Source organism: Hydrogenoanaerobacterium saccharovorans, assembly GCF_016901815.1.
In the GTDB taxonomy this organism is placed as follows: Bacteria; Bacillota; Clostridia; order Oscillospirales; family Ruminococcaceae; genus Avimicrobium; species Avimicrobium caecorum.
The window spans coordinates 97,915-124,686 of sequence record NZ_JACSNR010000004.1; the positions used below are offsets into that span (position 1 = coordinate 97,915).

At 56.6% G+C, this 26,772-nt stretch carries 29 protein-coding genes and 1 tRNA gene; 21 read left to right on the top strand and 9 right to left on the bottom strand.

What is annotated here, in order from left to right; translation table 11 throughout:
- Positions 1 to 63: 63 nt before the first annotated feature.
- From sigE to H9X81_RS05130, 3 genes are all read right to left on the bottom strand, one after another.
- On the bottom strand, positions 64 to 753 hold the full coding sequence (gene sigE / locus H9X81_RS05120; protein WP_207751028.1) for an RNA polymerase sporulation sigma factor SigE: 690 nt from the start codon (positions 751 to 753) through the stop codon (positions 64 to 66).
- The gene (locus tag H9X81_RS05125) at positions 750 to 1,649 is read right to left on the bottom strand and encodes a sigma-E processing peptidase SpoIIGA (RefSeq protein ID WP_204720333.1); all 900 of its coding nucleotides are present in this window, start codon (positions 1,647 to 1,649) and stop codon (positions 750 to 752) included. The genes sigE and H9X81_RS05125 overlap by 4 nt, the downstream gene beginning before the upstream one ends.
- A gap of 235 nt (positions 1,650 to 1,884) precedes the next feature.
- The gene (locus H9X81_RS05130; protein ID WP_204720335.1) at positions 1,885 to 2,835 is read right to left on the bottom strand and encodes an AEC family transporter; all 951 of its coding nucleotides are present in this window, start codon (positions 2,833 to 2,835) and stop codon (positions 1,885 to 1,887) included.
- Between the two features lie 169 nt (positions 2,836 to 3,004).
- Here H9X81_RS05130 and H9X81_RS05135 point away from each other — a divergent pair, with 169 nt between their 5' ends.
- From H9X81_RS05135 to H9X81_RS05160, 7 genes are all read left to right on the top strand, one after another.
- On the top strand, positions 3,005 to 3,217 hold the full coding sequence (locus H9X81_RS05135; protein ID WP_177503556.1) for a hypothetical protein: 213 nt from the start codon (positions 3,005 to 3,007) through the stop codon (positions 3,215 to 3,217).
- A gap of 208 nt (positions 3,218 to 3,425) precedes the next feature.
- Complete coding sequence (locus tag H9X81_RS05140; protein ID WP_204720337.1) at positions 3,426 to 4,541, top strand: ABC transporter ATP-binding protein; 1,116 nt, start codon at positions 3,426 to 3,428, stop codon at positions 4,539 to 4,541.
- Between the two features lie 3 nt (positions 4,542 to 4,544).
- The gene (locus H9X81_RS05145; protein WP_177503552.1) at positions 4,545 to 5,207 is read left to right on the top strand and encodes an ABC transporter permease; all 663 of its coding nucleotides are present in this window, start codon (positions 4,545 to 4,547) and stop codon (positions 5,205 to 5,207) included.
- Positions 5,204 to 5,812, top strand: a complete 609-nt coding sequence (locus H9X81_RS11795; protein WP_243424021.1) for an ABC transporter permease — start codon at positions 5,204 to 5,206, stop codon at positions 5,810 to 5,812. The genes H9X81_RS05145 and H9X81_RS11795 overlap by 4 nt, the downstream gene beginning before the upstream one ends.
- 42 nt (positions 5,813 to 5,854) lie before the next feature.
- On the top strand, positions 5,855 to 6,787 hold the full coding sequence (locus H9X81_RS11800) for a glycine betaine ABC transporter substrate-binding protein (protein ID WP_243424022.1): 933 nt from the start codon (positions 5,855 to 5,857) through the stop codon (positions 6,785 to 6,787).
- Between the two features lie 44 nt (positions 6,788 to 6,831).
- Entirely contained in the window at positions 6,832 to 7,749 is a 918-nt protein-coding gene (locus H9X81_RS05155) for a glycine betaine ABC transporter substrate-binding protein (RefSeq protein ID WP_204720339.1), read from the top strand.
- Between the two features lie 47 nt (positions 7,750 to 7,796).
- On the top strand, positions 7,797 to 8,711 hold the full coding sequence (locus tag H9X81_RS05160) for a glycine betaine ABC transporter substrate-binding protein (protein ID WP_204720341.1): 915 nt from the start codon (positions 7,797 to 7,799) through the stop codon (positions 8,709 to 8,711).
- A gap of 258 nt (positions 8,712 to 8,969) precedes the next feature.
- Here the strand turns inward: H9X81_RS05160 and H9X81_RS05165 are convergent, their stop codons facing one another.
- The 3 genes from H9X81_RS05165 to groES form a co-directional block, all read right to left on the bottom strand.
- Complete coding sequence (locus H9X81_RS05165) at positions 8,970 to 9,686, bottom strand: glycerophosphodiester phosphodiesterase (protein ID WP_207751026.1); 717 nt, start codon at positions 9,684 to 9,686, stop codon at positions 8,970 to 8,972.
- A 139-nt stretch (positions 9,687 to 9,825) separates the two neighbouring features.
- On the bottom strand, positions 9,826 to 11,451 hold the full coding sequence (gene groL, locus H9X81_RS05170; protein WP_191392034.1) for a chaperonin GroEL: 1,626 nt from the start codon (positions 11,449 to 11,451) through the stop codon (positions 9,826 to 9,828).
- Positions 11,452 to 11,489: 38 nt separating this feature from the next.
- Entirely contained in the window at positions 11,490 to 11,774 is a 285-nt protein-coding gene (groES, locus tag H9X81_RS05175; RefSeq protein WP_177502798.1) for a co-chaperone GroES, read from the bottom strand.
- 321 nt (positions 11,775 to 12,095) lie between these two features.
- On the opposite strand from groES, the gene H9X81_RS05180 reads away from it, so the two are divergent.
- From H9X81_RS05180 to H9X81_RS05190, 3 genes are read left to right on the top strand one after another with little or no spacing between them, the layout of a single operon-like run.
- The gene (locus tag H9X81_RS05180; RefSeq protein WP_191392035.1) at positions 12,096 to 12,980 is read left to right on the top strand and encodes an ROK family protein; all 885 of its coding nucleotides are present in this window, start codon (positions 12,096 to 12,098) and stop codon (positions 12,978 to 12,980) included.
- Positions 12,981 to 13,038: 58 nt separating this feature from the next.
- Positions 13,039 to 13,590, top strand: a complete 552-nt coding sequence (locus H9X81_RS05185) for a TIGR01440 family protein (RefSeq protein ID WP_204720343.1) — start codon at positions 13,039 to 13,041, stop codon at positions 13,588 to 13,590.
- A 19-nt stretch (positions 13,591 to 13,609) separates the two neighbouring features.
- On the top strand, positions 13,610 to 13,936 hold the full coding sequence (locus H9X81_RS05190) for a putative heavy metal-binding protein (protein ID WP_177502801.1): 327 nt from the start codon (positions 13,610 to 13,612) through the stop codon (positions 13,934 to 13,936).
- 304 nt (positions 13,937 to 14,240) lie between these two features.
- On the opposite strand, the gene H9X81_RS05195 is transcribed toward H9X81_RS05190, so the two are convergent.
- The 3 genes from H9X81_RS05195 to prfB form a co-directional block, all read right to left on the bottom strand.
- Positions 14,241 to 14,678: a hypothetical protein gene (locus H9X81_RS05195; protein WP_177502802.1), complete on the bottom strand. Its 438-nt coding sequence runs from the start codon at positions 14,676 to 14,678 to the stop codon at positions 14,241 to 14,243.
- Between the two features lie 46 nt (positions 14,679 to 14,724).
- A complete protein-coding gene (gene pyrE / locus H9X81_RS05200; RefSeq protein WP_177502814.1) occupies positions 14,725 to 15,387 on the bottom strand; it encodes an orotate phosphoribosyltransferase in 663 nt (220 codons plus the stop codon).
- Positions 15,388 to 15,501: 114 nt separating this feature from the next.
- Positions 15,502 to 16,617, bottom strand: coding sequence for a peptide chain release factor 2 (gene prfB, locus H9X81_RS05205; RefSeq protein ID WP_177502803.1), 1,116 nt, complete (start codon positions 16,615 to 16,617; stop codon positions 15,502 to 15,504).
- A gap of 262 nt (positions 16,618 to 16,879) precedes the next feature.
- Between prfB and H9X81_RS05210 the strand changes: the two genes are divergently transcribed.
- The 11 genes from H9X81_RS05210 to H9X81_RS05260 all read left to right on the top strand — a co-directional run bounded on the left by H9X81_RS05210 (position 16,880) and on the right by H9X81_RS05260 (position 26,626).
- Positions 16,880 to 17,932 (top strand): RING finger protein, encoded by a 1,053-nt coding sequence (locus tag H9X81_RS05210; RefSeq protein ID WP_177502804.1) that lies wholly within the window; start codon positions 16,880 to 16,882, stop codon positions 17,930 to 17,932.
- A gap of 24 nt (positions 17,933 to 17,956) precedes the next feature.
- Positions 17,957 to 18,829, top strand: coding sequence for a UTP--glucose-1-phosphate uridylyltransferase GalU (gene galU, locus H9X81_RS05215; protein WP_204720345.1), 873 nt, complete (start codon positions 17,957 to 17,959; stop codon positions 18,827 to 18,829).
- A gap of 146 nt (positions 18,830 to 18,975) precedes the next feature.
- Positions 18,976 to 19,266, top strand: a complete 291-nt coding sequence (gene rpsF / locus H9X81_RS05220) for a 30S ribosomal protein S6 (RefSeq protein ID WP_177502806.1) — start codon at positions 18,976 to 18,978, stop codon at positions 19,264 to 19,266.
- 12 nt (positions 19,267 to 19,278) lie between these two features.
- Positions 19,279 to 19,746, top strand: coding sequence for a single-stranded DNA-binding protein (locus H9X81_RS05225; protein WP_177502807.1), 468 nt, complete (start codon positions 19,279 to 19,281; stop codon positions 19,744 to 19,746).
- Positions 19,747 to 19,804: 58 nt separating this feature from the next.
- Complete coding sequence (rpsR, locus tag H9X81_RS05230; protein WP_177502808.1) at positions 19,805 to 20,041, top strand: 30S ribosomal protein S18; 237 nt, start codon at positions 19,805 to 19,807, stop codon at positions 20,039 to 20,041.
- 226 nt (positions 20,042 to 20,267) lie between these two features.
- Positions 20,268 to 22,532 carry a S9 family peptidase gene (locus tag H9X81_RS05235; RefSeq protein ID WP_204720347.1) on the top strand — a complete coding sequence of 755 codons (2,265 nt, stop codon included), beginning with the start codon at positions 20,268 to 20,270 and terminating at the stop codon, positions 22,530 to 22,532.
- An 80-nt stretch (positions 22,533 to 22,612) separates the two neighbouring features.
- Positions 22,613 to 22,688: transfer RNA gene (locus H9X81_RS05240), tRNA-Lys, on the top strand.
- A gap of 162 nt (positions 22,689 to 22,850) precedes the next feature.
- On the top strand, positions 22,851 to 23,411 hold the full coding sequence (locus tag H9X81_RS05245) for a GNAT family N-acetyltransferase (protein WP_204720349.1): 561 nt from the start codon (positions 22,851 to 22,853) through the stop codon (positions 23,409 to 23,411).
- A gap of 21 nt (positions 23,412 to 23,432) precedes the next feature.
- A complete protein-coding gene (gene recG, locus H9X81_RS05250) occupies positions 23,433 to 25,481 on the top strand; it encodes an ATP-dependent DNA helicase RecG (RefSeq protein ID WP_204720351.1) in 2,049 nt (682 codons plus the stop codon).
- A 28-nt stretch (positions 25,482 to 25,509) separates the two neighbouring features.
- Complete coding sequence (gene bilS, locus H9X81_RS05255) at positions 25,510 to 26,001, top strand: flavodoxin family protein BilS (RefSeq protein WP_204720353.1); 492 nt, start codon at positions 25,510 to 25,512, stop codon at positions 25,999 to 26,001.
- A 34-nt stretch (positions 26,002 to 26,035) separates the two neighbouring features.
- Positions 26,036 to 26,626, top strand: coding sequence for an MBL fold metallo-hydrolase (locus tag H9X81_RS05260; RefSeq protein WP_204720355.1), 591 nt, complete (start codon positions 26,036 to 26,038; stop codon positions 26,624 to 26,626).
- The last annotated feature ends 146 nt before the right edge of the window (positions 26,627 to 26,772 follow it).

Consider the following 26,772-nt stretch of genomic DNA (forward strand, 5'->3'; position numbering starts at 1 on the left):
TACCTGGCTCAAAGCATACAAAAACACACCCGTTTTCCTGTGGGAATGCGGGTGTGTTTTTTATCAGAGGTCATGCAGTTCCCGGCGCAGGCGGCTGAGAATGCGCTTTTCCAGCCGGGAGATATAGGACTGGGAAATGCCGATGGCATCTGCCACCTCCTTCTGGGTGTGTTCGGTGCCGCCCCGCAATCCGAAGCGCAGGTGCATGATCTGCCGCTCCCGGTCCGAGAGCCGGTCCACCGCCGAAAGCAGCATCGCCTGCTCCGCACTCTGCTCAATGGGGCGGCTGATGATGTCCGGCTCGGTGCCCAGAATATCCGAAAGCATCATCTCATTGCCGTCCCAGTCTACCTTGAGCGGCTCGTCAATGGAGATCTCGCTGCGCTGGTTCTGGCTCTTGCGCAGGTACATCAGAATCTCATTCTCAATGCACCGGGAGGCATAGGTCGCCAGTTTGATGTTTTTCTCCGGGCAGAAGGTATTGACCGCCTTGATCAGCCCGATGGTCCCGATGGAGATGAGATCCTCGATCCCGATGCCGGTGGTTTCAAACTTCCGGGCTATGTAGACCACCAGCCGGAGATTGCGCTCGATCAGGGTGCGCCGGGCGGATTCGTCCCCCTCTGCCAACCGCGCGAATACCTCCCGTTCCTCCTCCCGCTCCAGCGGCGGCGGCAGAACCTGCGCCCCGCCTATGTAATAGCAAACCCCCGGCCAGTGCCGGAGAATCCAGCTCCATATCCGATTTTTCAGCTCTGCGATGCCTGTAAACACCCTGTTCCCTCCTTGATTGGCAGTCCGCTGAACGCCGCTGGCAGCAGCAGGGAAAAATCTCCGCTGCCCACCGGGTCCACCGATACTGCGATCCAGATTTCTTCCACTGTCAGGCAGCCTTCCTCCCCCTCCAGAACCAGCCGGTCCGGATGGAACGCAATCATCGCTCCGGCGCCGCAGGCTGTCCGGCAGGGAATCAGCCGAAGCTGCTGCATACCGCCGCTACCCACCTGATCCGGGCGGAGTGCCGCCGCAATCTCCTCGGCTGTGAGCAGCTCCTGGACGGTCCGCAGATCCGCCACTGCTGCCGGTTCCCCAGAAAACGGCTCAGTCAGGCGGTTGCCGCTGTCCCGGATCGCCGCAAGCCGGAGGGTCCGTCCGCCCCGGCTGAGAAACGCTGTGTACTGTTCCCCGCTGGGCAGCGCCCGGAACCGAGCATAGACGGTGAGCACCAGATAGGCGGCAGTCATCGAGAGGAGCAGCGTGCCCAGGCTGACATCAAAATAGGTGACGCCGTTATAACAGAGCACGCCGGCAGTTCCAAGCCCCAGCCACAGTCCCAGGCAGATCCCAGCCAGCAGGAAGCTCACCGTGAAGAACAGGAAGCTGTCCCGGAAAAAGACTCTCCAGCTCAGCCAGGGATAGGCCAGACGCACCATCAGCACGGCTATGCCAGCTTTCAGGAGCGTCATGGGCCAGAAGGACAGCGGCGGGAGAAAGATCACCAGCGAGGTGAGCGCCCCTACCAACGCTCCGGCAAGGAGCCGCTTGCGGATGATCCGGCGTCCGGACAGCCGGGCACAGAACAGCAGCAGCAGGTAATCGATGAGAAAGTTCACCGCCAGCAGCACATCGGCATAGACTGTTATCTCCAATTCCCCTCCCCACCTTTCTGCCTGTGATTATAGCAGGCCCGGCGGGAATATCCTGTCAGATCTGCGTCAGGGCTGGCGCTTTTTTCCGATTTTCCAAGCCCATAAAGAAAGGCCCCGTCCCCTGCCGGCCTGGCAGAGAAACGGGGCCTTTTTTGTAAAAATCCGAGGATTTGTTTAAGTTTCGGCAGAAATATGTATTCGGAATCTAATGAATTTTTTCCTGCATTTTTGCCTGTCAGATCAAGGCAACGCTGCGCAGGAGGGTGAATGCGATGAAGAAGGTGAAGGCCGAAAGCAGGGAGGTCATCAGGGTGACTTCGCCGGTGAGCTGATGGTCACTGCCCATCACCTTGGCAAGAGCCGCACCGGATACTGCCGACGGCGAGCCGACTACCACAAAGATGAACGCCAGTTCCGGGCCCCGGAAGCCCAGGGCAGCTGCCACGGCGATCACCACCGCGGGGATCACCACCAGACGCAGGGTGCAGATAGTCAGGTTGAGCCGCAGGTTGCCCGCAGCCTTCTTGGGGTCGAACTGACCGCCCACTGCCAGCAGTGCCAGCGGTGTGGACATATCCGCCAGATAGTCGATGGATTTGGAGGCAAAGGGCGGGAAGGAAATCCCGCTGAGCTGTGCTGCCAGACCCAGCAGAATGGCGATAATAAACGGGTTCTTGGCGATGCTGAGCAGCAGCTTGCGCGGGTCGAGCCGGGCGCCGCTGGACTCCGGAGCAAAGGCAGTAAACACCGTCACTGCGCCGATATTGGAGAGGATCACCACAAAGGGCAGCGCCATAGCCGCCACCAGGGCACCCTCTTCCCCATACATATTGGTGAGCACCGGAATACCCATCAGCACCACATTGGCACGGAAGGTGGAATGGATGCAGGCGCCGCACCGGGCCCGGTCCTTGACGAAATGAGGCCAGATCAGCCAGGCCAGGATCAGCACGGTCAGCACCGAAAGCACGCAGTAGAGCGGAAGCCGGAAATCGAAGCTGTCCAGGACCTTGGCGTCATACACCTTCCGGAACAGACTGAACGGGATCAGCAGCTTGAAGCAGAGATTGGACGCCTGATCCACAAAGTTCTCATTGACAACGCCCCGCTGCACCAGCAGATACCCGGCAATCCCCATCAAAAACAGGGGCATGACACTGTTAAGACTGAACAGAATACTTTCCATACAACCAAATCCTCCCGCTATTACACCCACAAACCGGTCAGAACTGACCATCTTTATTCATTATGGCACTTTCCCTTGACGAATGCAACATTTCGCCCTATATTAGATGGTAATATCAAATTTTTCGCCGCGGCGGTCTGCTGCCGCTGCCCCAAGGAGTCATATCACTATGAGTAAACAAAAAAACACAGGCCCCTCGGAACGGGAACTGCTGCTGTCCCGGATCAAGAATCTGGTAATCGGTTCCGCGATCTCTGCCGCTGCCCTGCTTCTGGGAATCCTGGTCCACATCGATTTCATCGCCATTCCAGCCCTGCTGATCCTGGCTGGTTCCCTGTCCGGCCTGCTCTCCCATCTGCTGCAGCTGCGCCGCCTGAAATAACCCCATCGGAACTGCAATTCTGCGCCTTCTTCCCGAATGTGAACGGTCCGTGTCCGCTTTTTGGGCTTGAACGCAAAATTGCGGTTTTTTTGTAAACTTTCCAACAACTTATTGACAAGTACAAGTTGTCACTATTATAATAGATTTATAAAATTGAAAGATGTATCAGTTTGATACCTGCAATCTTAACAAAGAAAGGGGTTACTCAATGATTCGGTTTGAACATGTAACCAAACAGTATGGCGACAATGTAATCCTCAATGACCTCAATTTTGAGATCGAAGAAGGTAAATTTGTCATTCTTATCGGCCCCAGCGGCTGCGGCAAAACCACCACTCTCAAGATGATCAACCGTCTGATCGATCCCAACAGCGGGCGTATCTACATCGACGACAAAGACATCAACACCATCGACAAGCCCGCCCTGCGCCGTAGCATCGGCTATGTAATCCAGCAGATCGGCCTCTTCCCCAATATGACTGTGGCCCAGAATATCAGTGTTGTACCCCGGCTGCTCAAGTACCCCAAGGAGAAATGCGACCAGATCGTCCATGAACTGCTGGAAATGGTCAATATGCCCTATGAGCAGTATGCACACAAGTATCCCTCCGAAATGTCCGGCGGTCAGCAGCAGCGTATCGGCGTCCTCCGTGCTCTGGCTGCTTCTCCGCCGATCGTTCTGATGGACGAACCCTTCGGCGCTCTGGACCCCATGACCCGTACTGTCCTGCAGGAGGAAGTCAAGAAGCTCCAGCGCAAGCTGAACAAGACCATCATCTTTGTAACCCACGACATGGAAGAAGCCATCAGCCTGGCGGATGTGATCATCTTCATGGATAAGGGCGAAATCGCGCAGATCGCCTCGCCGGAGGAGATGCTCCGCAATCCTGCCAATGACCTGATCCGCAGCTTCCTGGGCAAGCATATCCATGACAACAATGAAACCCTGACCATCTCCAGCTTCCTGCGCACCAATATCTTCAAGGTCGGTGCGGACCGCGGCATCCTGGAATGCACCGAGCTGATGGCTCTGCACGGCGTCGACACCCTGCTGGTGACCGATTCCGATGACCGCTACCTCGGCACTGTGAGCATCGAGGAAATCAACGAGCACTCCCATGAAAAGCTGGACAGCATTGCTCCGCTGGTGCGCCGTGTCATGCCCGAAGCGTCCATCACCGATGAGGCCAAGGCCTGCTTCGACAAGCTGCTGGTCAAGGGCGGCAACTATGTGGTTGTTCTCAACCCGGATCAGACCATCGCCGGTATCGTAACCCGTTCCAGCATGGCCCGGGCTCTGGCCTCCGCAGTCTGGGGGGATTAATCTATGACAAGATTCTTTACCTCGCTCTCCACCTTCTTTGATATTTATGGAGATATGTTCGTATCCTCCATTCAGAAGCATCTGTTCTATGTGCTGGTATCGGTGTCAATCGGCTTTGTGCTGGGCCTGTTCTTCGGCATTCTCCTGTCCCGGGCACCCCAGCTCTCCGCCATTACCCTGCCGCTGATCTCGGTCTTCCAGACCATTCCGGGTATCGTCTTTATCGGTATCCTCTTCCTCTATACCGGCATGGAGCCCATCACTGTGCTGATCGCGCTCTCCATCTATGCCATGTTCCCGGTGCTGAAAAACACCTATACCGGTCTGCTCGGTGTGGAAAAACAGTACCTGGAAGCCGCCTGGGGCTGCGGTATGACCCCCATGCAGACCCTCCTGCAGGTGGAGCTCCCGCTGGCAATGCCCAATATCATCGGCGGCCTGCGGCTCTCCACCGTCTATACCGTGAGCTGGGCCACCCTGGCTGCCATCATCGGTCTGGGCGGTCTGGGCGACTTCATCTATCAGGGTGTCTCCTCCAATAACGATGCCCTGATCCTTGCCGGCGCCATTCCCGCTGCCATTATGGCAGTGGTGCTGGGCAAACTCATCGACCGCCTGCAGATCGCTGTCACTCCCCGCGGCCTGCGGAAAGGAGGGGCAAAATGACTTCCAAACTCTTGATTGAACATCTCACCATTGTACTCTGTGCCATCTGCATTGCCATTGTAGCGGGACTGTTCCTGGGTGTGATCGCCTACCTCTTCCCCAAAGCCCGGAAGGTGATCCTCAACCTGGCTGACCTGCTCCAGACGGTTCCCTCCCTGGCAATGCTCGGCCTGATCATGATTGTCATCGGCGCCGGCAAACAGACCGTTATCATCGGTCTGGCACTCTACTCGCTGCTGCCGATTATCCGCAATACGGTGCTGGGCCTGACCGAAGTCAGCCCGGCAATCAAGGAAGCCGCCATGGGCTGCGGTATGACCAAGTTCCAGTCCCTGTTCCAGGTGGAACTTCCCATGGCCTTCCCGGTGGTATTCACCGGCATCCGGATCGCCACTGTAAACTCCATCAGTACCGCTGTCTTTGCCACCTTCGTGGGCGGCGGCGGCATCGGTTCGGTAATCTACCGCGGCATCCGCATTCAGAATATGGGCATGATCCTCTCGGGCACAGCCGCCCTGATGATCATGGCGATCTTCTTCGATACCCTGATGGGCTGGATCGAACGCCGCATGATGGCGAAGAACGGCCTGACCCCTTCCCGCTGAACAACAAATCCCCTCAGTAACCTGAAAGGATGGTGTACCCGAATGTCAAAGCGTATCCTCTCTGTTCTCCTTGCCGCCGCCCTGTCTGCCGGGATCTTCACCGGATGCAGCAGTGAGCCCAAGTATGAGATCGAACTGTATGACGGCAACTACTCCGAAATCCAGCTGGTCCACAAGATGGTGGAGCTGCTGGTGGAAGACCGGACCGACATTGAAGTCACCATCAAGGACCAGATGTCGTCGGTGCTGATGTTCCGGGAACTCACCCGGGAGGACCCCAGCTGCGACATCATGTGTTCCTATGATGGCTCGGTGCTGACCACCCATCTCAAGCAGGGCCCGCCGGATGTCCCCGAGGGAGTAACGCTGTTCGACTATGTGAGCGAACAGGTCTATGACAAGCACGGCGTCATCATGCTGGACCCGCTGGGCATCAACAACACCTACTGCATCGCGGTGCCGGAGTCGGTGTCCGAGGAATACGGCCTCGAGACCATCAGCGACCTGGTACCGGTGGCCGGGGAACTCACCTTCGGCGCGGAGCATGAGTTCTTTGCGGCGGAAGGCACTGCCGGCACCATGAAATTCGGCCCGTTCACCGAATTCTACGGCCTCAATTTCAAGGAGACCTTCCCGGTGGACATCAGCCTGAAGTACACCGCCATTGAAAACGGCAACTTCCAGGTGACCGAAGTGTACACCACCGATGGTCTCAACCGGAAGGCCAATCTCAAGGTGCTGGAGGATGACCGCAACTTCTTCCCGGAATACAATGGCTCGCTGCTGGTCCGGGAGGAGCTCTTCGAGGAGATGGCGGATGTAGCGCCTGATCTCCGGGAGATCCTCGGTCTGCTCAGCGGCACCATGGACAACGAGAAAATGACCGATATGACCTATGCCGTGGATGTGGAAGGCCGTACTGTGGACGAGGTTGCCCGGGAATTCCTGGTGGAAAACGGTCTGCTGGACGCATAACCGTATCATAATAAATAAAAACAGAAAAATGGAGGCTCTTGCGTATGAAAAAAATTCTTGCCCTTGCACTCTCTGCCGTGCTGATGACCAGTGTCCTCACTGGCTGTTCCGGGGATTCCGGCCCGGAGATCACCCTCTATGACGGCATCAACTCGGAAATGCAGCTGATCCACAAGATGGTGGAACTGGTTGTGGAAGACAAAACCGATGTGGAAGTAACCATCAAGGACCAGATGTCGGCTGTGAATATGTTCCGGGAGCTCACCCGGGAAGATCCCAGCTGTGATATTATGAACTCCTATGACGGCACTGTCCTTACTACCTTCCTCAAGCAGGACCCCAGCGATGTACCTGAGGGCCAGACCCTCTATGAATATGCCAAGGCACAGATTATGGAGCAGTACGGTGTGGATATGCTCGATCAGCTGGGCATCAACAATACCTACTGCATCGCAGTACCCCAGTCCATTGCCGATCAGTATGGCCTGGAGACCATCAGCGACCTGATCCCCGTTGCCGGCGAGCTGCGTTTTGGTGCGGAGCATGAATTCTTCACCGAAGAGGGCACCATGAAGTATACCCCCTTCACCCAGTTCTATGGACTGAACTTCAAGGAGAAGATCCCGGTGGACATCAACCTCAAGTATGCCGCAGTGGAAAACGGCAACTTTGATGTCACTGTGGTTTATACCACCGATGGCCTCAACCGGAAGGCCAACCTCAAGGTCCTGGAGGACGATCAGAACTTCTTCCCGGAATACAACGGCGCTCTGCTGGTACGGGAAGGCCTGTACGATGAGCTGGCAGATGCGGCTCCCAACCTCAAGGACGTACTGAACTCGCTGAGCGGAACCCTCACCAATGAAAAGATGACCGACCTCACCTATGCGGTAGATGTGGAAGGCCGCACCGTGGAAGAAGTTGCACGGGAATTTCTGACTGAATCCGGTCTGATCGGCTGACCCGGATCAGCACCGGTTTGGTAACATTGTAACGGAGGTTATGACCTATGAAAAAACTGCTGGCGTGCATCCTGTCTGCCTGCCTGCTCTCCGTGGCTCTCACCGGCTGCGGCGGCGAGGACACCAAGACAATCCGTATCTATGACGGTACCTTTACCGAAAGCAGCCTGATCCACAAGATGGTGGAACTGCTGGTGGAGGAACATACCGACGCGGAAGTGGAGATCCTCGACCAGATGGCGGCGGTAAGCAATTTCAAGGATCTTTCTTCGGATAATCCGAGCTGTGAGCTGATGAACTGTTATGACGGCGTTCTGCTCACCAGCTATCTGAAGATCGACCCCAATGAAGTTCCCGAAGGCATTTCCCTCTACGACTACGCCAACCAGATTGCGGAAGAACAGTACCAGGTTCACCTGCTGGATCAGATCGGCACCGACAACACCTATGCCATCGCCGTGACCCAGGAAGTGGTGGATAAGTACAATCCCCAGACCATCAGTGATCTGGCGGAGATTGCCCCGGAACTGCGGTTCGGTGCGGAACACGCCTTCTTCACCCTGGAGGGTTCGATGAAGTACGGCCCCTTCTGTGACTTCTATGGCCTCAACTTCAAGGAGCATATCGCCATTGACAACTCCCTCAAGTACTCCGCTGTGGAAAACGGCAACTTTGACGTCATGGTTGTATATGCCACCGACGGCCTCAACCGCAAGGCCGGCCTGAAGGTGCTGGAAGACGACCTGGGCTTCTTCCCCGAATACAATGGCGCCCTGCTGGTGCGTGACGCCATCTTTGAGGAATTTGCCGATGTGGCTCCCAATCTGGAGGAAGTCCTCAACATGCTGGGCGGACAGTTCACCAACGAGGATATGACCGACCTCACCTACGCTGTGGATGTGGAAGGCCGTGACCTCACCGAAGTGGCCCGGGAAGCCCTGGAAGCCCGCGGACTTCTGTAATTACACCTGCTTTCTCCTACACCTAACGCATACACGAGAAAACCCCCGGAAGGAACTTGCCTTCCGGGGGTTTCCCGTTTTACAGTAAATACTGTCCTGTAAGCCTTTATTCAAGCTGCCCGGCGCCTCAGTCATTCACGATGGAATAGCCCCTTCACCTGGCGCACTGCGGCACTGCCGTGAGTACGGGCTGCATGGGGGCCTGCACAGATGGGCAGCTTTCTGCATCACACCCGAGGGCGGAAGAGCCTGAGCGGCTCAGTCCCTGCAGTATGCAGCGGCACGGTCCGGGAAGTTGCCGATCACTGCATCCACACCCAGCTCCTTCATGCGGGCCAGGTCGGCTTCCTCGTTCACGGTCCAGGTGTTGATCCGGATGCCATGCCCGTGCAGCTCGTCCACGGTTTCCCGATCCAGGGTCAGATAGAGCGGATGATAGCACTCCACACCCCGGGCAGCAGTGTACTCACCCGGGCGCTCCAGCCAGGACATGGTGAGGAAGCCGCAGCGGATCTCCTGTGCCAGCGCCTTGCACTTCATCACCGAACGGTGGTTGAAGGAGGACAGGATCACCCGCTCCTCCAGCCCATATTCCCGGATCATGGCGATAACCTTCTCCTCCATGCCCTCATACCAGAAGATGCCGTTTTTCAGCTCAATATTGGTGATCAGATCCCGGCCCCGGATCAGCTCAAAATACTCCCGCAGTGTGGGAATCCCACAGAATCCGCACTCCGGGAAGGGCTTGGAAGCGTCCACCTTCCGCAGTTCCTCCAGGGTATAATCCTTCACAAAACCCTGGGCATTGGTGGTGCGGTCCAGGCGCTCATCGTGGATAATGACGATCTCCCCGTCCCTGGTCAGATGGGTATCGAATTCAAAGCCGTCTGCCCCGGCTTCAATCCCCTTCTGGAATGCCAGCAGTGTATTCTCCGGATACTTTCCGCTGAATCCCCGGTGTGCAATATTGAGCATGATGGTCTCCCCTTTTCGGTCGTTTTCTTTTATCTTACTGCCGATGCCCCGGCTCTGTCAATGCCGGCAGACAAAAGGGCCGGACAGCCCCCTCAGCGGGAAACTGTCCGGCCCTTTCAGCCGTCTGCGCGGTTTTGAATCAATACATACCGGTCATGTCGGGAGCTGCGGCAGCGGGAGCCTTGGGCTCGGGCTTGTCAGCAACCAGCGACTCGGTGGTCAGTACCATGGCGGCAACCGAAGCGGCGTTCTGCAGAGCGCTTCTGGTTACCTTGGTGGGGTCTACGATACCGGCAGATACCATATCGCAGTAAACCTCGTTGTAAGCATCAAAGCCATAGCCCTTCTTGCCGGAGGTCATGATCTTATCCACGATCACAGAGCCCTCCAGACCAGCATTGGCAGCGATCTGACGAACCGGCTCCTCCAGAGCCTTCAGCACGATGTTGATACCGGTCTTTTCATCGCCCTCAGTGCCAGCCAGCAGAGCGGTGACAGCGGGAATAGCGTTGACCAGAACAGTACCGCCGCCAGCTACGATGCCCTCTTCTACGGCAGCCTTGGTGGCAGACAGAGCATCCTCAATGCGGAGCTTCTTCTCCTTCATCTCGACCTCAGTGGCAGCGCCGACCTTGATGACTGCAACACCGCCAGCCAGCTTAGCCAGACGCTCCTGCAGCTTCTCACGGTCGAAGTCGGAAGTGGTGTTCTCGATCTCAGCACGGATCTGAGCCACACGGCTGTCGATCTCAGCACGGTCACCCATACCGCCGACGATGATGGTGTTCTCCTTCTGTACCTTGACCTGACGGGCACGGCCCAGCATGGACATGGTGGTATCCTTCAGCTCGTAGCCCAGGTCGCTGCTGATGACTACGCCGCCGGTGAGGATGGCAATATCCTGCAGCATTTCCTTTCTGCGGTCACCGAAGCCAGGAGCCTTGACAGCTACACAGGTGAAGGTACCACGCAGACGGTTTACCAGCAGGGTGGACAGAGCGTCGCCATCCACATCCTCGGCAATGATGACCAACTTCTTGCCAGCCTGAACGATCTCTTCGAGCAGGGGCAGGATCTCCTGGATGGCAGAGATCTTCTTATCAGTGATGAGGATGTAGGCGTCATCAATGACAGCTTCCATCTTCTCGGTATCGGTTACCATGTAAGGAGTGATGTAGCCGCGGTCGAACTGCATGCCCTCTACAACCTCGCTGTAGGTTTCAGCAGTCTTGGATTCCTCAATGGTGATAACGCCATCGTGGGTTACCTTCTCCATGGCCTCAGCGATCAGCTTGCCGATGGCAGCATCGCCGGCAGAGATGGTGGCTACACGCTCAATATCAGCAGAGCCGGAAACCTTCTTGGAATCGGCACGGATGGACTCCACAGCAGCAGCTACGGCCTTTTCGATACCCTTCTTGACAACCATCGGGTTGGCGCCGGCTGCGATGTTCTTCATGCCTTCCCGTACCAGAGCCTGAGCCAGCAGGGTTGCGGTTGTGGTACCGTCACCGGCTGCATCGTTGGTCTTGGTGGCAACTTCCTTGACTACCTGAGCACCCATATTCTCAAAGGGATCTTCCAGCTCGATCTCCTTGGCAATGGTCACACCATCGTTGGTGATGAGCGGAGAACCGAACTTCTTGTCCAGAACCACATTGCGGCCCTTGGGTCCCATGGTGATCTTCACAGTGTTTGCCAGCTTGTCAATACCGGCCTGAAGCGACTTTCTGGCCTCTTCGCCGAATACAATTTCCTTAGCCATAATGCCTTACCTCCAAAATATCATCTGAAAAACTGCAGTTACTCAACGATCGCAAGAATGTCGTTCTGGCGCAGGATGGTGTACTCCTGACCGTCCAGCTTGACCTCAGTGCCGGCATACTTGCTGATCAGAACACGGTCGCCTACCTTGACCTGCATGGTGATCTCCTTGCCTTCCACCACTCCGCCAGGGCCAACTGCCACGATCTCTGCAACCTGGGGCTTCTCCTTGGCATTGCCTGCCAGGATAATACCGCTCTTGGTGGTCTCCTCTGCTTCAACCATCTTGATCACAACTCTGTCAAACAGTGGCTTAATGTTCATTTTGATTCCTCCAATATTGTAAGATACGAGTGTTTAGCACTCTTTATCTTTAAGTGCTAATATCATTGTAACCCATTTCACGGAAAAATCAAGTGGGAATTTGCGCTTTTGCAGATTTTTTACAATTTTTTAACCTTTGGAGCCACCTTTTCCCTGTCTGTCCCTGCCGGATATGGAAATGCACAGAAAAGACTTGGGATAGAATTGGTTTTTCTGTCAAATTATGATATAATAGCCTTACCGCCGGCAGCGGGACTGTCTTTCCCTGCCGGACATCATCAGGACAGAGGCTGGCAGCTGCGTCAGCCAAGGAGGAATTCCATGAAGATTCTTGCGCTGGATATAGGCGGAAGTTTTATCAAGTATGCTCAGTTTGAGGACGGTGTCCTCGCAGAGCCAGGAGCCATTCCCACCCAGGCCGACCAGGGCCCGGAAGCCCTGCTGCGTACCGTCCGGCACCTGGCAGACCAGTTCCCGGAAAAACAGGCAGTGGGAATCTCGTTTGCCAGCCAGATCAACCCGGTGGAGGGGTGCATCTCCTCCGCTACCGAGACCTTCCCCGGCTTTACCGGGCTGCAGGTCAAAAAACTGCTGGAACGGGATCTGGGCATCCCGGTGAGCATTGACAACGATGTCAACTGCGCCGCTGTGGGAGAAGGCCGCCTGGGCGCTGCCACCGGCTGCCCCGACTTCCTCTGCCTGACCTATGGCACCGGCATCGGCGGAGCCATTATCCTTGGCGGGAAGCTGCACTATGGACAGACCTTTGCCGCCGGTGAAGTGGGTCACATGACCCTGCGGGCAGACGGCATCCGCTGCAGCTGCGGACGGCTGGGCTGCTATGAAGCCTATGCCTCCACCACCGCCCTGATCCGCCGGGTCTATCTGGAGCACAAGCTGACCCTGGACGGCCGGGGGATCTGCGAGCTGTGCGAACAGGGCAGCGAAGGCATCAATGAAACGGTCAACCGCTGGATCGGTGATGTGTGTGCCGGACTGACCTCCTGCATCCATATGCTCAATCCGCCGGTGGTCGTACTGGGCGGCGGCATCATGGAAAACACCGTGATCTTCAACCGGGTGCGTGCCCGTCTGGAAAACGAACTCCTCCCCAACTTCCGCAAAGCCGATATCCGGCAGGCCCGGCTGGGCAATACCGCCGGCATGATCGGCGCCGCCATCCAGGCTCAGGAGCTGTGTCTGTAAAGCTGTATCCCATTACAGCAATTCTATTGGTCCATCACTGATAAAGGAGGCACTTATTATGTCAGAATCCATTCGCGAAACCTGTCAGACTGCCATCCGGGAGCTATTGGCTGCCGCCAGACTGCACCGTGGGGACATCGTTGTCATCGGCTGTTCTTCCAGCGAGGTGCTGGGCGAAAAGATCGGCACCCACTCCAGCTATGAAACAGCGGAGGAAATCCATGCCGCCATTGCTCCGATCCTGGCGGAAGAAGGACTGTGGCTGGCAGCGCAGTGCTGTGAGCATCTCAACCGGGCGCTGATCATCGAAGCGGACCTGGCCCGGGAACTGCGGCTGGACATTGTCAATGTAGTGCCCCAGCCCAAGGCCGGCGGCAGCTTTGCCACCTGCGCCTATAAAAATATGAAGGAACCCGTGGCTGTGGAATACCTCCAGGCCGACGCCGGTCTGGATATCGGCGATACCTTTATTGGAATGCACATCAAGCCGGTGGCGGTTCCGGTCCGGCTGAGTGTGAAGAGCGTGGGTGAAGCCCATCTCACTGCTGTCCGCCGCCGTCCCAAGAGCATCGGCGGAGAACGGGCAGTCTATAACCCTGATCTGAAGTAACAGAAAGCGAGGAACTGCTATGTTCGTAACACTGACCACTACCCCCACCATTGAGGGCAGAAGAATCGTAGAATACAAGGGGATCGTCTTCGGAGAAGTAATCTCCGGCGTGGACTTCGTCAAGGACTTTGCTGCCGGGCTTACCAACTTCTTCGGCGGACGCAGCAACTCCTATGAAGGCGAGCTGCAGAAGGCCCGGGAACAGGCTCTGGCAGAGCTCCAGCAGCGGGCCTCCGCCATGGGCGCCAACGCCGTTGTGGGCGTGGACCTGGACTATGAAACCCTCGGCGCCAACGGCAGCATGCTGATGGTCACCGCCAGCGGCACCGCTGTCCTCGTGGAATAACCACCCTACCCCAATAAAACAGAACCCCCGGAGGAGAAGATCTCTTCCGGGGTATTGTTTTACCGGGTGTAGCGCCAGTACCGCTGCGCCTGCCTGCGGGGCAGAATGCCCACACAGCTGAAAGCAAGGCTTTGCGGCGGGATATTGCTGCGGCAGGGCGGCAGCCCCGGGCAGTCTTTGTCCTCTCCCTGCCCGCTAAGATTCTGAGGCGCTGTCCGGCTGGGAGCATACTGCCTGGAGCCGACACAACAGAAAAACCCGGAGATTTGTTGGAATCTCCGGGTTTTACTGCTTACCGAGCTGATCAGCAGCACTTTGCGCCCTGACCCAGTGTAGCCTCTTCCAGCATCTTGCCGAAATCATGGGAGGTATTGGCAGTGGCCCGATAGGCCTTCTCCTTATCCTCACTGGCATTGACCAGGGTCAGCTCGCCGCTGGAATCAGTCCAGAACCACCAGGTGATGGCTCCTTCGATCCCCTTGGGCGGCAGAATCTGTACAATATAATCCGGCGTACGGTCCGGAACAGAGTCCACCGGTTCGGTATTGGCGAGGATCTCCTCCACCAGACCGACATAATCCACATTGCCCAGCTGTGCTACAAAATCCTTGGTTTCATAATCCTTGCTGGTATATACATTGATCTTCTGATCACTGGGCTCCCCGCCGCCGGTTCTCCGGCAGCCGGTCATGCACAGCACCAGCATTCCTGCGAGAAGCAAGGCAAGCCACCGCTTCCACATGATGGTTTTCCTCCTTCTCATTCCACACACCAGTATTCCGGGTCAATCAGAACCGGCAGTACTGAGCCATATACTGCTCCATGTGAGCCAGTACATCGGCATACTTGGGATCTTCCTTGAGGTACTCATGGATATCCTGTACGGTTACGATGGCATGTACATCAATGCCGAACTGCTCCTTGACTTCCATAACAGCAGTCTTTTCGCCGTCCTTGCCCACTTCGCAGCGGTTTACCGAGATGAACATATCGGTCACCTTGACATCACCGCAGCTCATGATCTGAGGCATCACCTCACGCACAGCTGTACCGGCAGTGATAACATCTTCCACCAGAATGATGCGGTCGCCGTCCACCGGCTTGTAGCCTACAAAGCTGCCGCCTTCGCCATGATCCTTCTCCTCCTTGCGGTTGAAGAAGTAGGGCTTGTCCAGATCATACTCCTGAGCCAGAGTAGAAGCTGTTACAGCTGCCAGCGGGATACCCTTGTAAGCCGGGCCGAACATGGCGTCAAACTGATCGCCCAGAGTTTCATGGATCAGACGGGCATAGAACTTGCCCAGGGTTGCCAGCTGCTTACCGGTACGATAGTTGCCGGTGTTGACAAAATAGGGGGTGTTCCGACCGCTCTTGGTTACAAAGTTGCCGAACCGGAGCACATCCGCGCTCATCATAAACTCAATAAACTCTCTTTTGGCCTGCGTCAGCATCACAATAAACCACCTTTACAAAATTCTAAACGGCCTAAGTATAGCATAAGCCGATTGGTTACACAAGGCAGAATACCAAACTTTGTTAAACTTTTATAAATCTTTCTGACAAATTTATGCCAGTTCGCCCAGGCTCTTGGCCTTCAGATAAGCATTGATAAAGCCATCGATGTCACCATCCATGACCGAAGCCACATTGCCCATCTCAAAGTTGGTACGATGGTCCTTGACCAGAGTATAGGGCATGAATACATAGGAACGGATCTGGTTGCCCCAGCCGATCTCCTTCTGTACGCCCTTGATGTCCTCGATCTTCTCCAGGTGCTCGCGCTCCTTGATCTCCGCCAGCTTCGCCTTGAGCATCTTCATGGCTACTTCACGGTTCTGGAACTGGCTGCGCTCGTTCTGGCACGCTACTACCACACCGGTGGGAATATGGGTGATGCGCACTGCCGATTCGGTCTTGTTTACATGCTGACCGCCGGCACCGCCCGAACGATAGGTATCCACCTTCAGGTCGGCTTCATTGATCTCGATGTCGGTTTCATCGCTCAGCTCCGGCATGACTTCCAGCGAAGCAAAGGAGGTCTGGCGGCGGCCCGACGCATCGAAGGGCGAAATACGCACCAGACGGTGCACACCGGCCTCCGACTTCAGGAATCCATAGGCATTTTCGCCCTCGATCAGGATCGAAGCGCTCTTGATGCCGGCTTCATCGCCGTCCAGATAGTCCAGAATCTTGTACTTGAAGCCATGACGCTCTGCCCAGCGGGTATACATCCGGTAGAGCATCTGAGCCCAGTCCTGAGCCTCAGTGCCGCCTGCACCTGCATGGAAGGTGAGAATGGCATTGTTTTCATCATACTCGCCGGTGAGCAGAGTGGACAGCTTCTGAGTCTCCAGATCAGCCATGACAAAATCATAGCCCTTCTTGGCTTCCTCATAGACGCTTTCATCGTCCATCTCAATGGCAAGTTCGATCAGTGTCAGTGTATCGTCATAAGCACTGCGCAGCTTTTCATAGCCCTTGAGCACATTCTTGATATGACTCATCTCCCGGACTACCTTCTGGGAGTTCTCCTGGTCATTCCAGAATCCGCTTACGGCAGTCTGAGCTTCCAGCTCCTCAAGACGGGACTTCTTATTCTCAATGTCCATCGCCTCATACAGGTTCTTCAGCTCGCCTTCCTGTGCCAGCAGCCCCAGGCGCAGTTCTTCAAATTGCAGCATATACAGCGTTTCCCTTTCTTCCGTTTTTAGATTATAATACATTATAATTATAGTATCCGGCGGCGTACTTGTAAAGAATAATCTGTAAGACCCGGTCATTCCGGTATTTTTCTGCCGTTTCCGTTCATATTCGGGTCCATTTATTCATATTTTCTGCCTTTCTTTTTTCTTCCAACTACTATATAATATTGAATTAGTGCAAAAGGCCCAGAATTCTGAGCCCTTTCAGGGCGTTCCCACCCTGGATGTTTAGGAGGATACCATGAACAAGTATGTCAATGTACCATGCGCCAAGTGCGGCAAACCATTCACTGAGGACGATGATGTGGTGGTTTGCCCGGACTGCGGCGCTCCCCATCACCGCAGCTGCTATCTGGAACTGGGTCACTGTGCCCGGCAGGATCAGCACACCGATGGCTCCACCTGGCAGGACCCCCGTCAGGAAGCCGCTCCCAAGGAGAATGTCACCTGTCCCCGGTGCGGCGCTGTAAATCTCCCGGATGCCCAGTACTGTGCCACCTGTGGTATTCCGCTGGACGGCAGTTACCAGGGTCCGCAGCCCGGAAACACAGCCGGCGGGCGTCAGGCCGGCAGCTACCAGAACGGCGGGTTCCAGAACGGAGGCTATCAGAATGGCGGATTCCAGTCCGGCGGGTATCAGAACTACTCCCGTCCGGCAGAGCCCCAGCCTATTATGACCCCCATGGGGCCGATCTATCAGGATGATGATTTCGACGGTGTCACCGCCCAGGAAATCGCTGTCTTCATCGGGCCGAATTATCGCCGCTATCTCAGCGTATTCAAGATGATGCGGGATTCGGGGCACAACTTCAGCTTCAACTGGTCGGCGTTCTTCTTCAACTACTGCTTCCTGTTCTACCGCAAGCTCTACCGTCCGGCTATCGTTGTCATGTCGCTGGTCGCCATGCTGTTTATCCCCCGTCTGATGTACAGCAGCGAATCCATCAAGTATTTCCTCAATGTCTATATGCAGGTTCCGGTGGATTACGATCTGGGTCTGCTGGGCAACCTGGGCACCCTGATCTCCATCATCAACATCGTCCAGCTGGCTCTGATGTTCGTGGTGGCTTCGTTCAGTGACCGCCTCTATTATAATCATGTGGTGCGGGAGATCAAAAAGCTCCGCAGTGCTGCTCCCTCGACCCTGTCCCAGGACCAGTACCTCACCATGCTGGCGTTCAACGGCCGCACCAACCCCAGAATGGGTTACGGCATGGCCCTGCTGAGTGCCGCCGTGGTATTCGGCATCTCCTACCTCATCACCTATCAGATCCTGGCAACTACCATGCTTTGAATCATATAAGGAGGACTTAGATCCATGAAGATCCGCAAAGCAGTCATTCCCGCCGCCGGCCTGGGCACCCGTGTGCTGCCGGCTTCCAAATCCATCCCCAAGGAAATGCTCCCCATCGTGGACAAACCGGTGATCCAGTATATCGTGGAAGAAGCTGTGAAGGCCGGCATCACTGAGATCCTGATCATTACCGGTCGGGGCAAGGGCGCCATTGAGGACCACTTCGACCGCTCTCCTGAACTGGAGGAGCGTCTGCTGGCAGGCGGCAAGCAGGCCATCTATGACGAGATCCGCGCGATCCCCGACCTCGCCAACATCACTTTCATCCGCCAGAAGGAGACCAAGGGTCTGGGCCATGCGGTCCTGTGCGCCAAGGAATTTGTGGGCGATGAGCCCTTTGCCGTTCTCTACGGCGATGATGTCATCATCGGGGAAAACTCCGCCACCGCCGAGCTCTGTGCCGCCTATGAAAAGCACGGCAAGGGCGTGGTGGGCATCAAGGAAGTGCCCCATGAGATGATCCACAAGTACTCCTCCCTCAAGGCAGATCCCATCGGCAACCGGGAATTCCTGGTCACCGACATGATCGAAAAGCCCAAGACGGAGGCTGAGGTCCTCTCCTACTACTCCATTCTGGGCCGCTGTGTTCTGCCGCCGGAGATCTTCTCCATTCTGGAGCACACCGAGCCCGGCGCCGGCGGTGAGATCCAGCTCACAGACGCCATGCTGGTCCTGGCCCGCCGGGACGGCATGATCGGTGTGGACTACACCGGCACCCGGTATGATATGGGCAACAAGCTGGGAATCCTGCAGGCTGCTGTGGAAGTGGGCCTCAAACATCCCGAAGTGGGCGAAGATTTCCGCAAATATCTCAAAAAACTCGCAGAAACCCTGTAAAAATCCCATTCAGACGCTTGACAAAGCTGCTGAGTGTGATATAATTTTTCTGTTATCGTGCCAATCACGAATATTCGTGTGCATGATTGACATTCCTTGCTCTGCCAGACGGCAGGGCCTCAAGTCCAAAAGGAGGTGCACCAAAAATGCCAAAGGTAACAGCCAATTACGAGACAGTCGTTATCTTCAACACCAAGCTGGGTGAAGAGGGTATCGCTGCAAATGTGGAGAAGTTCAAGTCTCTCATCAGTGAGAACGGCACCATCACCAATGTTGATGAGTGGGGCAAGAGAAAGCTCGCTTACGCCATTGAGGATGAGACCGAGGGTTACTACATGCTGGTAGAATTCACTTCTGCCCCTGAGTTCCCCGCCGAGCTCGACCGTATCTACAAGATCACCGACGGCGTACTGCGTTCCATGATTATTGCTAAGTAAGGCGGTGTCACTATGTATAACAAGGCTATTCTGATCGGCCGCCTCACCGCGGACCCGGAACTGAAGCAGACTCCCAATGGGGTATCTGTCTGCTCCTTTTCGATAGCTTGTGACCGTGCTTTTTCTGGCAGGAACGGGGAGCGTCAGACCGATTTCATCAACATCGTCACCTGGAGACAGCAGGCGGAATTCGTCAGCAAGTATTTCTCCAAGGGTCGTCTGATCGGAATCGACGGCTCCATCCAGACCCGCAACTACGAGGACAAAAACGGAAACAAGAGAACTGCTGTGGAAGTAGTCGCTGACCGCGCCTTCTTCGTGGACAGCAAGAACTCTGCTCAGGGTTCCGGTTCCTCGTACCCGTCCAATCCGGGCAATAACTTCAGCCGCCCTGCGGCCCCTGCTGAGCCTGCCTCTTATTCCAGCGGCAGCTTCGGGGATTTCTCGGAGATCGACGGCGAGGATGATCTGCCCTTCTAACCGGCACATCATCACCTCGGTATCTGAACCAAACTAATGAGAAGGAGGATTTCCCACAATGGAGAGAAATGATAGAAATCGCGGCAGAAGAAGAAGAAAAGTCTGCGCCTTCTGCGCCGATAAGGTTGAAACCATTGATTACAAGGATGTAGCTCGCCTGAGAAGATACCTCTCTGAGCGCGCCAAGATCGTTCCCCGTCGTGTGACCGGCACCTGCGCCCGTCATCAGAGAGAACTGACCGTGGCTATCAAGAGAGCTCGTCACATCGCTCTGCTGCCCTATGTAGCTGACTAAGCCGTTTTGCTGCCAACACCCCTCGCCTCCGGGCCTGGGGTGTTTTTATTTTGCTCCTGCGCTTTATCTGTTTAACTTCATAAAATTTACGGCTTTAATCTGTGCACTCTGCCGATAATTTACCCGGATTCCGGCGTGGAAGCTATAAGTATTTGACACTCCCACTGTTTTGCGTTATAGTAAACTCAACTGAGATTTCTTTGACTGGAACAGGAGGTCCTCACTGATGCAAGATATCAAAACCCGCTATGAACACGCTGGCCGCTTCCTGCCCGGACAGGTGGAACGCCTGGTGCTCAATGGTGAACCGGTGATCCGCCGCTCCCCGGCAGGGGTTCTCTACTTTGCCCGGGAATACCGTCTGCCGGATGGCGCTGTGGCAAGGGAATTCGTATCCCTGGCCCGGGACGGCAGCACTGCTCCGCTCTTTGACGCCGCCAAGCTCTGCTCTCTGCTGGGGCTGGAGGGCAGTGTCCTCCCCTTCTCCGACTGCGAATTCTGCGACACCAGCCTGAAGTTCCGCCATCAGGGTGCGGACTGCGTCTGGCGCTTCGCGGATGACAGCATTATCCGTCTGCCTGCTCCGCTGCCCGAGGAAACACCCTCTCCGGATGAGGAGTCGGCGCTCTTCCTCCGGGGACATGACCTCTGGCTCCGCCGCTGTGCCTCCGGTGAAGAAGTGCGCCTGACCTGGGACGGCGTGGAGGACTGCGACTATGGTCGTCTGGTGGACTATGATGCCTCCATCACCATGGAGCGCACCGGCTATGTACAGCATCCGCTGGCAGTCTGGAGCCCGGACAGCCGGAAGTTTCTCACCTTCAAGATTGATATGCGCCCGGTGAAGCAGCTCTATGCCATCGAGGCCTTTGATGACCCGCACTCGGAGAGCATCCGTCCCCGGCTGCACAGCTATCGCTGCCCCTTCCCCGAGGACAGTGACCGGGAACTCCCCATTGTCACCCTCTGGCTGGGCGACGCAGTGAACGGCACCCTGCGGCAGCTGGACTGCGAGCCCTATTGCTTCCCTCTGCTGCTGGGCAATACTTCGTCCAGCTATGCCCGCTGGCTGGAGGACAGCAGCGCGGTGTACTTCACCTGGTTCAGCCGCGGCAACAAGAAGGCCCGGCTCTGCCTGTGTGACGCTGAAACCGGCGAAGTCCGCACCCTGGTGGAAGAATCCCATGAGAAGTTCCTCAATGTGGGCACCGGCGGCACTCTGGATGGATTCGGAAACTACCGGTTCTCCAACTTTGTCACCGGGGACCGGAAGTGGAGCTTCTGGCAGTCGGAACGGGATGGTCTGGCCCGGCTGTACCGGTACAATAACGCCGATGGCAGCTGTGAAGGCGCTATCACCCCTGAGGGGATCATTGTGCAGCAGCTGGTGGCAGTGGACCCGGAGCGGCAGCAGATCTACTTCATGGCAAACAACCTGCCCGAATACTCCGACCCCTACTATCATGGGCTCTGCCGTGTAAACTTTGACGGCACCGGATTCAGCCTGCTCACCCCTGAGGACGGCGAACACATGGTACGCATCTTCCCCGACTGCCTGGCAGATACCTGGTCCCGGGTGGATCAGGCTCCGGTGACTGTCCTGCGTGACCGGGACGGCGGTTTCCTCTGCGAAGTGATCCGGGCGGACATCTCGGCTCTGCTGGAAGCCGGTTACATCATGCCGGAGCGGTTCCAGGTCACTGCCACCGACGGAGAAACTCCCCTGTATGGCATCCTGATCCGTCCTGCCGGCATGGAAGCGGGCAAGACCTACCCCTTCATCGACTATATCTACGGCGGCATGCAGATCGCCAATGTTCCCAAGGCCTTCACCTGGAAAACCGCCAACGGGCGGGAGAGCTTCGGCGGCCTGCAGGAGTATGCTCAGCTGGGCATTGCCGGAATTATCCTCGATGGTCTGGGCACTCCCTGCCGGGGCCGGAAGATTCACGATGTCAGCTATGAGAATATCCATGGCTGTGCCGGTCTGGCAGACCATGTGGGGACTCTCGGGCAGCTCAAGACGCTCTTCCCCTTCCTGGATCTGGACCGGGCAGGCATCTGGGGCAACTCCGGCGGCGGTTGTGCCACTTCCCGGGCTATGCTGGAATATCCGGGTGTCTACAAGGTAGGCGTAGCCAGCGCCGGCAACCACGACCAGCGGATGTATGAAAACACCTGGACCGAGCGCTATTACGGCCTCTACAACCGGGAGACCTATCTCAAGGGTGACAACACCGCCCTGGCTCCCAACCTGGAAGGGAAGCTCCTGCTGGCCTGCGGTATGCTGGACGACAATGTGCCCATGGCCCAGACCGTGCGCCTGATTGACGCCCTGCAGCGGGCAGATAAGGACTTTGATTTTATCCTCCTGCCCCGGCTCAACCACAATGTCCCGGCTGACCCGTACTTTATCCGCCGGAAGATGGACTTCTTCACCCGCTGGCTGCTCTGTGAGGAGCCTCCGGCTGAGTATCGCTTCCCCCGCTGACCTGCCTTTGCTAAATCGGAAAAAGCATTGACAACCGTACCAAACATTGCTATAATTATATAGCATTCTGATGCGGTTGTGATCCATTAGCTCAGGTGGCAGAGCACTTGACTTTTAATCAAGGTGTCCGGAGTTCGAATCTCCGATGGATCACCAGAAAAGACACGGCTTATTGCCGTGTCTTTTTGTTTGCCTGGAATATTGCGTTTCTATTGTATCCGGATGTCTCACCCTGCCCTTCCTGCGGTGGGGATTTTCTTTTTTACGGCTTTGTGCTAAAATGACTAATATGCAGAACTGTACAAGGAGGCCTTCGCCATGCGCCATACCGGAACGATAACCCTGGAAACTCCCCGGCTGATCCTGCGCCGCTTTGCCGCTGGCGACGCCGCTGCCATGTACCGGAACTGGGCTTCTGACCCGGAGGTCACCCGGTTCCTCACCTGGCCGCCGCATGAGAGCCTGGCAGTCAGTGAACAGGTCCTTGCGGACTGGATTCACGGTTACGATGATCCCCGGCAGTACCAGTGGGCCATTGTTCCCCGCAGCGTCGGGGAACCCATCGGCTCCATCAGCATTGTAAAGATCAATGACGACATCGATGAGATCCAGATGGGCTACTGCATCGGACAGAAATGGTGGCACCAGGGCTATACTTCCGAAGCCCTGGAGGCGGTGATCCGCTTTGCTTTCACCGAGCTGGGCGCCAATCGGGTGGCAGCCATCCATAATGTGCAGAACCCCCACAGCGGCGGCGTAATGCAGAAGTGCGGCATGCAGAAGGAAGGCGTGCTCCGGCAGAGCTACCGGGACAACCAGGGGCTGGGGAACTACTGCCTCCTGGCGATCCTGCGCTCAGACTGGGAGAGCCAGCACTAAAAAGAAAGTGGGTGACCCGCCTTGGCGGTCAGTTTTGATACAGAAATCCAGTTTCTCAAGGGGATCGGCGAAAAGCGCGCTGCCCTGCTGCACAAGCTGGGCATCGACACGGTCGGCGATCTGCTGAACCACTATCCCCGGGATTACATCGACCTGACGGAGCCGGTTTCCGCCCTCAGTGCCGACCCCACAATACCGTGCGCGGTCCGGGCCATGGTGCTCTCCAAATCCGGAGAACAGCATATCCGCAAAGGCCTTTCGGTCTTTAAGGTGCGGGCGGTGGACCCGGACGGCACTGAATTGCTGCTCACCTTCTTCAACTCCAAATTCACAGTGGACAAGCTGCAGGTGGATGAGGAATATGTCTTCTATGGCAAGGTGTCCGGCTCCCTGCTGCGGCGGGAAATGAACACCCCGCTGATCTTCACCCTAGCTGAAGCCCGGCAGCTGATCCCGGTCTATCCCCAGACTGCCGGCATCAACTCCCGGTTCCTGGCTGCCGAAGTGCGGCTGGCCCTCTCCGGGCTGCTGGAAACGCTCGAGGAGACCATTCCCTCTGACATCAAGGTGCAGAATCAGCTCTGTCACCTGCAATATGCCATTGAAAATATCCATTTCCCCGCCAGCCGGCATGATATGCTCATTGCCCGGCGCCGACTGATTTTCGAGGAGCTCTTTACCCTTTCGCTGGCTCTCTCTGCGGTGCGCACCGCCCGGGACACCCCGGCTCCGGTCGCCATGCAGCCGGTGGAGATCGAGGATTTCCTGGACTCCCTCCCCTTTGCTCTGACCGAAGCTCAACTCCGGTCGGTACGGGAGATCTGCGGCGATCTCGCCGGCAGCACCCCTATGAACCGCCTGCTCCAGGGCGATGTGGGCTCGGGCAAGACGGTGGTTGCCGCCTGCGCCTGCGTATTTGCGGCCCGGAACCACACCCAGTCCGCCCTGATGGCGCCCACCGAGATCCTCGCCGCCCAGCACTGGGAAACCATGCAGAAATTCCTCGCCCCCATCGGGCTGCGGGTGGAGCTGCTCACCGGTTCCACCAAGGCCTCGGAGAAAAAACGCATCCGGGCCGCTCTGGCTGCGGGTGAGGTGGATCTGGTGGTGGGCACCCATGCGCTCATCTCCTCCGGAATCGAATTCTCCCGGCTGGGACTGGTCATCACCGATGAACAGCACCGGTTCGGCGTGGGGCAGCGCATCGCTCTGGGCCAGAAAGGACAGAGCCCTCATACGCTGGTCATGTCCGCCACCCCCATCCCCCGGACGCTGGCTTTGATGATCTATGGCGACCTGGACATCTCGGTCATCGACACCATGCCGGTGGGCCGTCTGCCGGTCAAGACCTACGCCATCGACAGCGCCAAACGGCAGCGGGCCTATGGCTACATCAAGCAGCATCTGGACCATGGATACCAGGGGTATATCATCTGTCCGCTGGTGGAGCCCGGCGAGGTGGATCTGGGGCTGGTGCCCGCCTCGGAATACGCCGAGAACCTGCAGAAGCATGACTTTGCGGACTATCGGGTGGGACTGCTCCACGGAAAGATGAAAGCCGCCGAAAAGGACGAAGTCATGCGGAAGTTCAAGGATGGGGAAATCGACCTGCTGGTCGCCACAACGGTGGTGGAAGTGGGTGTGGATGTCCCCAATGCCGTTATCATGCTCATCGAGAACGCCGAGCGCTTCGGCCTGAGTCAGCTGCATCAGCTCCGGGGCCGGGTGGGACGCGGCAAGGTGCAGTCCACCTGCATTCTGCTCTCAGACAGCAAAAGCCAGGACGCCCAGATACGGCTGCGCACCATGTGCCGCACCAACAGCGGCTTTGAAGTGGCAGAACAGGACCTCAAACTCCGGGGCCCCGGCGACTTCTTCGGGCAGCGCCAGCATGGTCTGCCCCAGTTTGCCATCGCCGACCTGGCTAACGATGTAGAGCTGCTCTCGGCTGCCCGAAAGGCGGCGGATCAGCTGCTCAAAGCCGATCCGGGACTCACCGACCCGGCCCATCGTGCCATCCGCCGGAAAGTAGACAAAATGCTCGCGGAGATCGGGGACCGCCCCAACTGACCCGCAATACAGACAGGAGGAATTTGATATGAAAACTGTGATCGTTTACAGCAGTGCCACCGGCAATACCGCCCGGCTTGCCCAGGAACTGTCCGCTCAGCTGAACCTGCCCGCCATGCCCCTGGCAGAAGCGGAGGGCTGGCAGGATGCCGACCGGATTCTGGCGGGATTCTGGACCGACAAGGGCAGCTGCGATGAGAAAATGGCAGCCTTCCTGTCTGGCCTTGGCGGGAAGGAAATCGCCCTGTTCGGCACAGCGGGATTCGGCAAGGAGGACGCCTACTTTGAAGCGATCCTGGGCCGGGTAAAAGAACACCTGCCTGCGGACTGCCGGTATCTGGGCGGGTTCATGTGCCCGGGCAAGATGGGAATGGGCATCCGCCGCCGGTATGAGGCCATGCTGGAGGCCAATCCCGAAGACAGCCGGACAAAAATGCTGCTGAAAAACTTCGATGCTGTCCTGGACCGTCCGAACGATCAGGATCTGGAAGCACTGACAAACTGGGCCAGAAGCCTTTGACACCCCAATAAACCGATGAAGGGAGAATGAAACTATGGCAAAACTGCTCTATCAGGGACACGGAAGCTACCGCATCACCGCAGACGATGGACGGGTTCTCTATGTGGACCCCTATGCCGGTGAGGGTTATGACAAGCCGGCTGACATCGTCCTCATCACCCATGAGCACTACGACCACAACAAGCTGGAGCTGCTCACCATGAAGCCGGACACCATCCTGCACCGTTCAGGAGATATGCTGGTGAACGGTGAGTACCGCACAGTGGAGATGGACGGCATCACAGTCACAGCCGTTCCCGCCTGCAACAAGAACCACCCCATCTCCGAGTGCGTGGGATACCTGATCCGGGTAGATGGTGTGCTGCTCTATGCCTCCGGCGATACCTCCCGCACCGACTATATGGCATCCATGGCGGAGCTGGGAATCGACTATGCCCTGCTCCCCACGGACGGATTCTACAATATGGGGCTGGAGGAGGCCATGGAATGTGCTGACCTGATCGGAGCCAGACACACCATTCCCATCCACATGAAGCCAGGCGATCTCTACGATGACGACAAGGCTAAAGCCTTTACAGTAAAGTCCGCTCTGCTGGTACGCCCCGGTGAGGAGATCTCCCTCTGATTTTGCCAATGGGATTGGCTGAAAATTTTACTTAGATTATACATAATATACAAACGCAAGTGCTTGACAATGGTAAAATTGCACTTGCGTTTTTCTTTTTCAGGAGTATAATATAGTTTGTTATAAAAATGGTTATACTTTCTACA

Excerpts from the sequence above, each read along its gene's own strand:
- H9X81_RS05130 (WP_204720335.1), bottom strand. The coding sequence starts at position 2,835 with ATGGAAAGTATTCTGTTCAGTCTTAACAGTGTCATGCCCCTGTTTTTG.
- H9X81_RS05135 (WP_177503556.1), top strand. The coding sequence starts at position 3,005 with ATGAGTAAACAAAAAAACACAGGCCCCTCGGAACGGGAACTGCTGCTG.
- H9X81_RS05140 (WP_204720337.1), top strand. The coding sequence starts at position 3,426 with ATGATTCGGTTTGAACATGTAACCAAACAGTATGGCGACAATGTAATC.
- H9X81_RS05145 (WP_177503552.1), top strand. The coding sequence starts at position 4,545 with ATGACAAGATTCTTTACCTCGCTCTCCACCTTCTTTGATATTTATGGA.
- H9X81_RS11795 (WP_243424021.1), top strand. The coding sequence starts at position 5,204 with ATGACTTCCAAACTCTTGATTGAACATCTCACCATTGTACTCTGTGCC.
- H9X81_RS11800 (WP_243424022.1), top strand. The coding sequence starts at position 5,855 with ATGTCAAAGCGTATCCTCTCTGTTCTCCTTGCCGCCGCCCTGTCTGCC.
- H9X81_RS05155 (WP_204720339.1), top strand. The coding sequence starts at position 6,832 with ATGAAAAAAATTCTTGCCCTTGCACTCTCTGCCGTGCTGATGACCAGT.
- H9X81_RS05160 (WP_204720341.1), top strand. The coding sequence starts at position 7,797 with ATGAAAAAACTGCTGGCGTGCATCCTGTCTGCCTGCCTGCTCTCCGTG.
- H9X81_RS05165 (WP_207751026.1), bottom strand. The coding sequence starts at position 9,686 with ATGCTCAATATTGCACACCGGGGATTCAGCGGAAAGTATCCGGAGAAT.
- groL (WP_191392034.1), bottom strand. The coding sequence starts at position 11,451 with ATGGCTAAGGAAATTGTATTCGGCGAAGAGGCCAGAAAGTCGCTTCAG.
- groES (WP_177502798.1), bottom strand. The coding sequence starts at position 11,774 with ATGAACATTAAGCCACTGTTTGACAGAGTTGTGATCAAGATGGTTGAA.
- H9X81_RS05180 (WP_191392035.1), top strand. The coding sequence starts at position 12,096 with ATGAAGATTCTTGCGCTGGATATAGGCGGAAGTTTTATCAAGTATGCT.
- H9X81_RS05185 (WP_204720343.1), top strand. The coding sequence starts at position 13,039 with ATGTCAGAATCCATTCGCGAAACCTGTCAGACTGCCATCCGGGAGCTA.
- H9X81_RS05190 (WP_177502801.1), top strand. The coding sequence starts at position 13,610 with ATGTTCGTAACACTGACCACTACCCCCACCATTGAGGGCAGAAGAATC.
- H9X81_RS05195 (WP_177502802.1), bottom strand. The coding sequence starts at position 14,678 with ATGTGGAAGCGGTGGCTTGCCTTGCTTCTCGCAGGAATGCTGGTGCTG.
- pyrE (WP_177502814.1), bottom strand. The coding sequence starts at position 15,387 with ATGCTGACGCAGGCCAAAAGAGAGTTTATTGAGTTTATGATGAGCGCG.
- prfB (WP_177502803.1), bottom strand. The coding sequence starts at position 16,617 with ATGCTGCAATTTGAAGAACTGCGCCTGGGGCTGCTGGCACAGGAAGGC.
- H9X81_RS05210 (WP_177502804.1), top strand. The coding sequence starts at position 16,880 with ATGAACAAGTATGTCAATGTACCATGCGCCAAGTGCGGCAAACCATTC.
- galU (WP_204720345.1), top strand. The coding sequence starts at position 17,957 with ATGAAGATCCGCAAAGCAGTCATTCCCGCCGCCGGCCTGGGCACCCGT.
- rpsF (WP_177502806.1), top strand. The coding sequence starts at position 18,976 with ATGCCAAAGGTAACAGCCAATTACGAGACAGTCGTTATCTTCAACACC.
- H9X81_RS05225 (WP_177502807.1), top strand. The coding sequence starts at position 19,279 with ATGTATAACAAGGCTATTCTGATCGGCCGCCTCACCGCGGACCCGGAA.
- rpsR (WP_177502808.1), top strand. The coding sequence starts at position 19,805 with ATGGAGAGAAATGATAGAAATCGCGGCAGAAGAAGAAGAAAAGTCTGC.
- H9X81_RS05235 (WP_204720347.1), top strand. The coding sequence starts at position 20,268 with ATGCAAGATATCAAAACCCGCTATGAACACGCTGGCCGCTTCCTGCCC.
- H9X81_RS05245 (WP_204720349.1), top strand. The coding sequence starts at position 22,851 with ATGCGCCATACCGGAACGATAACCCTGGAAACTCCCCGGCTGATCCTG.
- bilS (WP_204720353.1), top strand. The coding sequence starts at position 25,510 with ATGAAAACTGTGATCGTTTACAGCAGTGCCACCGGCAATACCGCCCGG.
- H9X81_RS05260 (WP_204720355.1), top strand. The coding sequence starts at position 26,036 with ATGGCAAAACTGCTCTATCAGGGACACGGAAGCTACCGCATCACCGCA.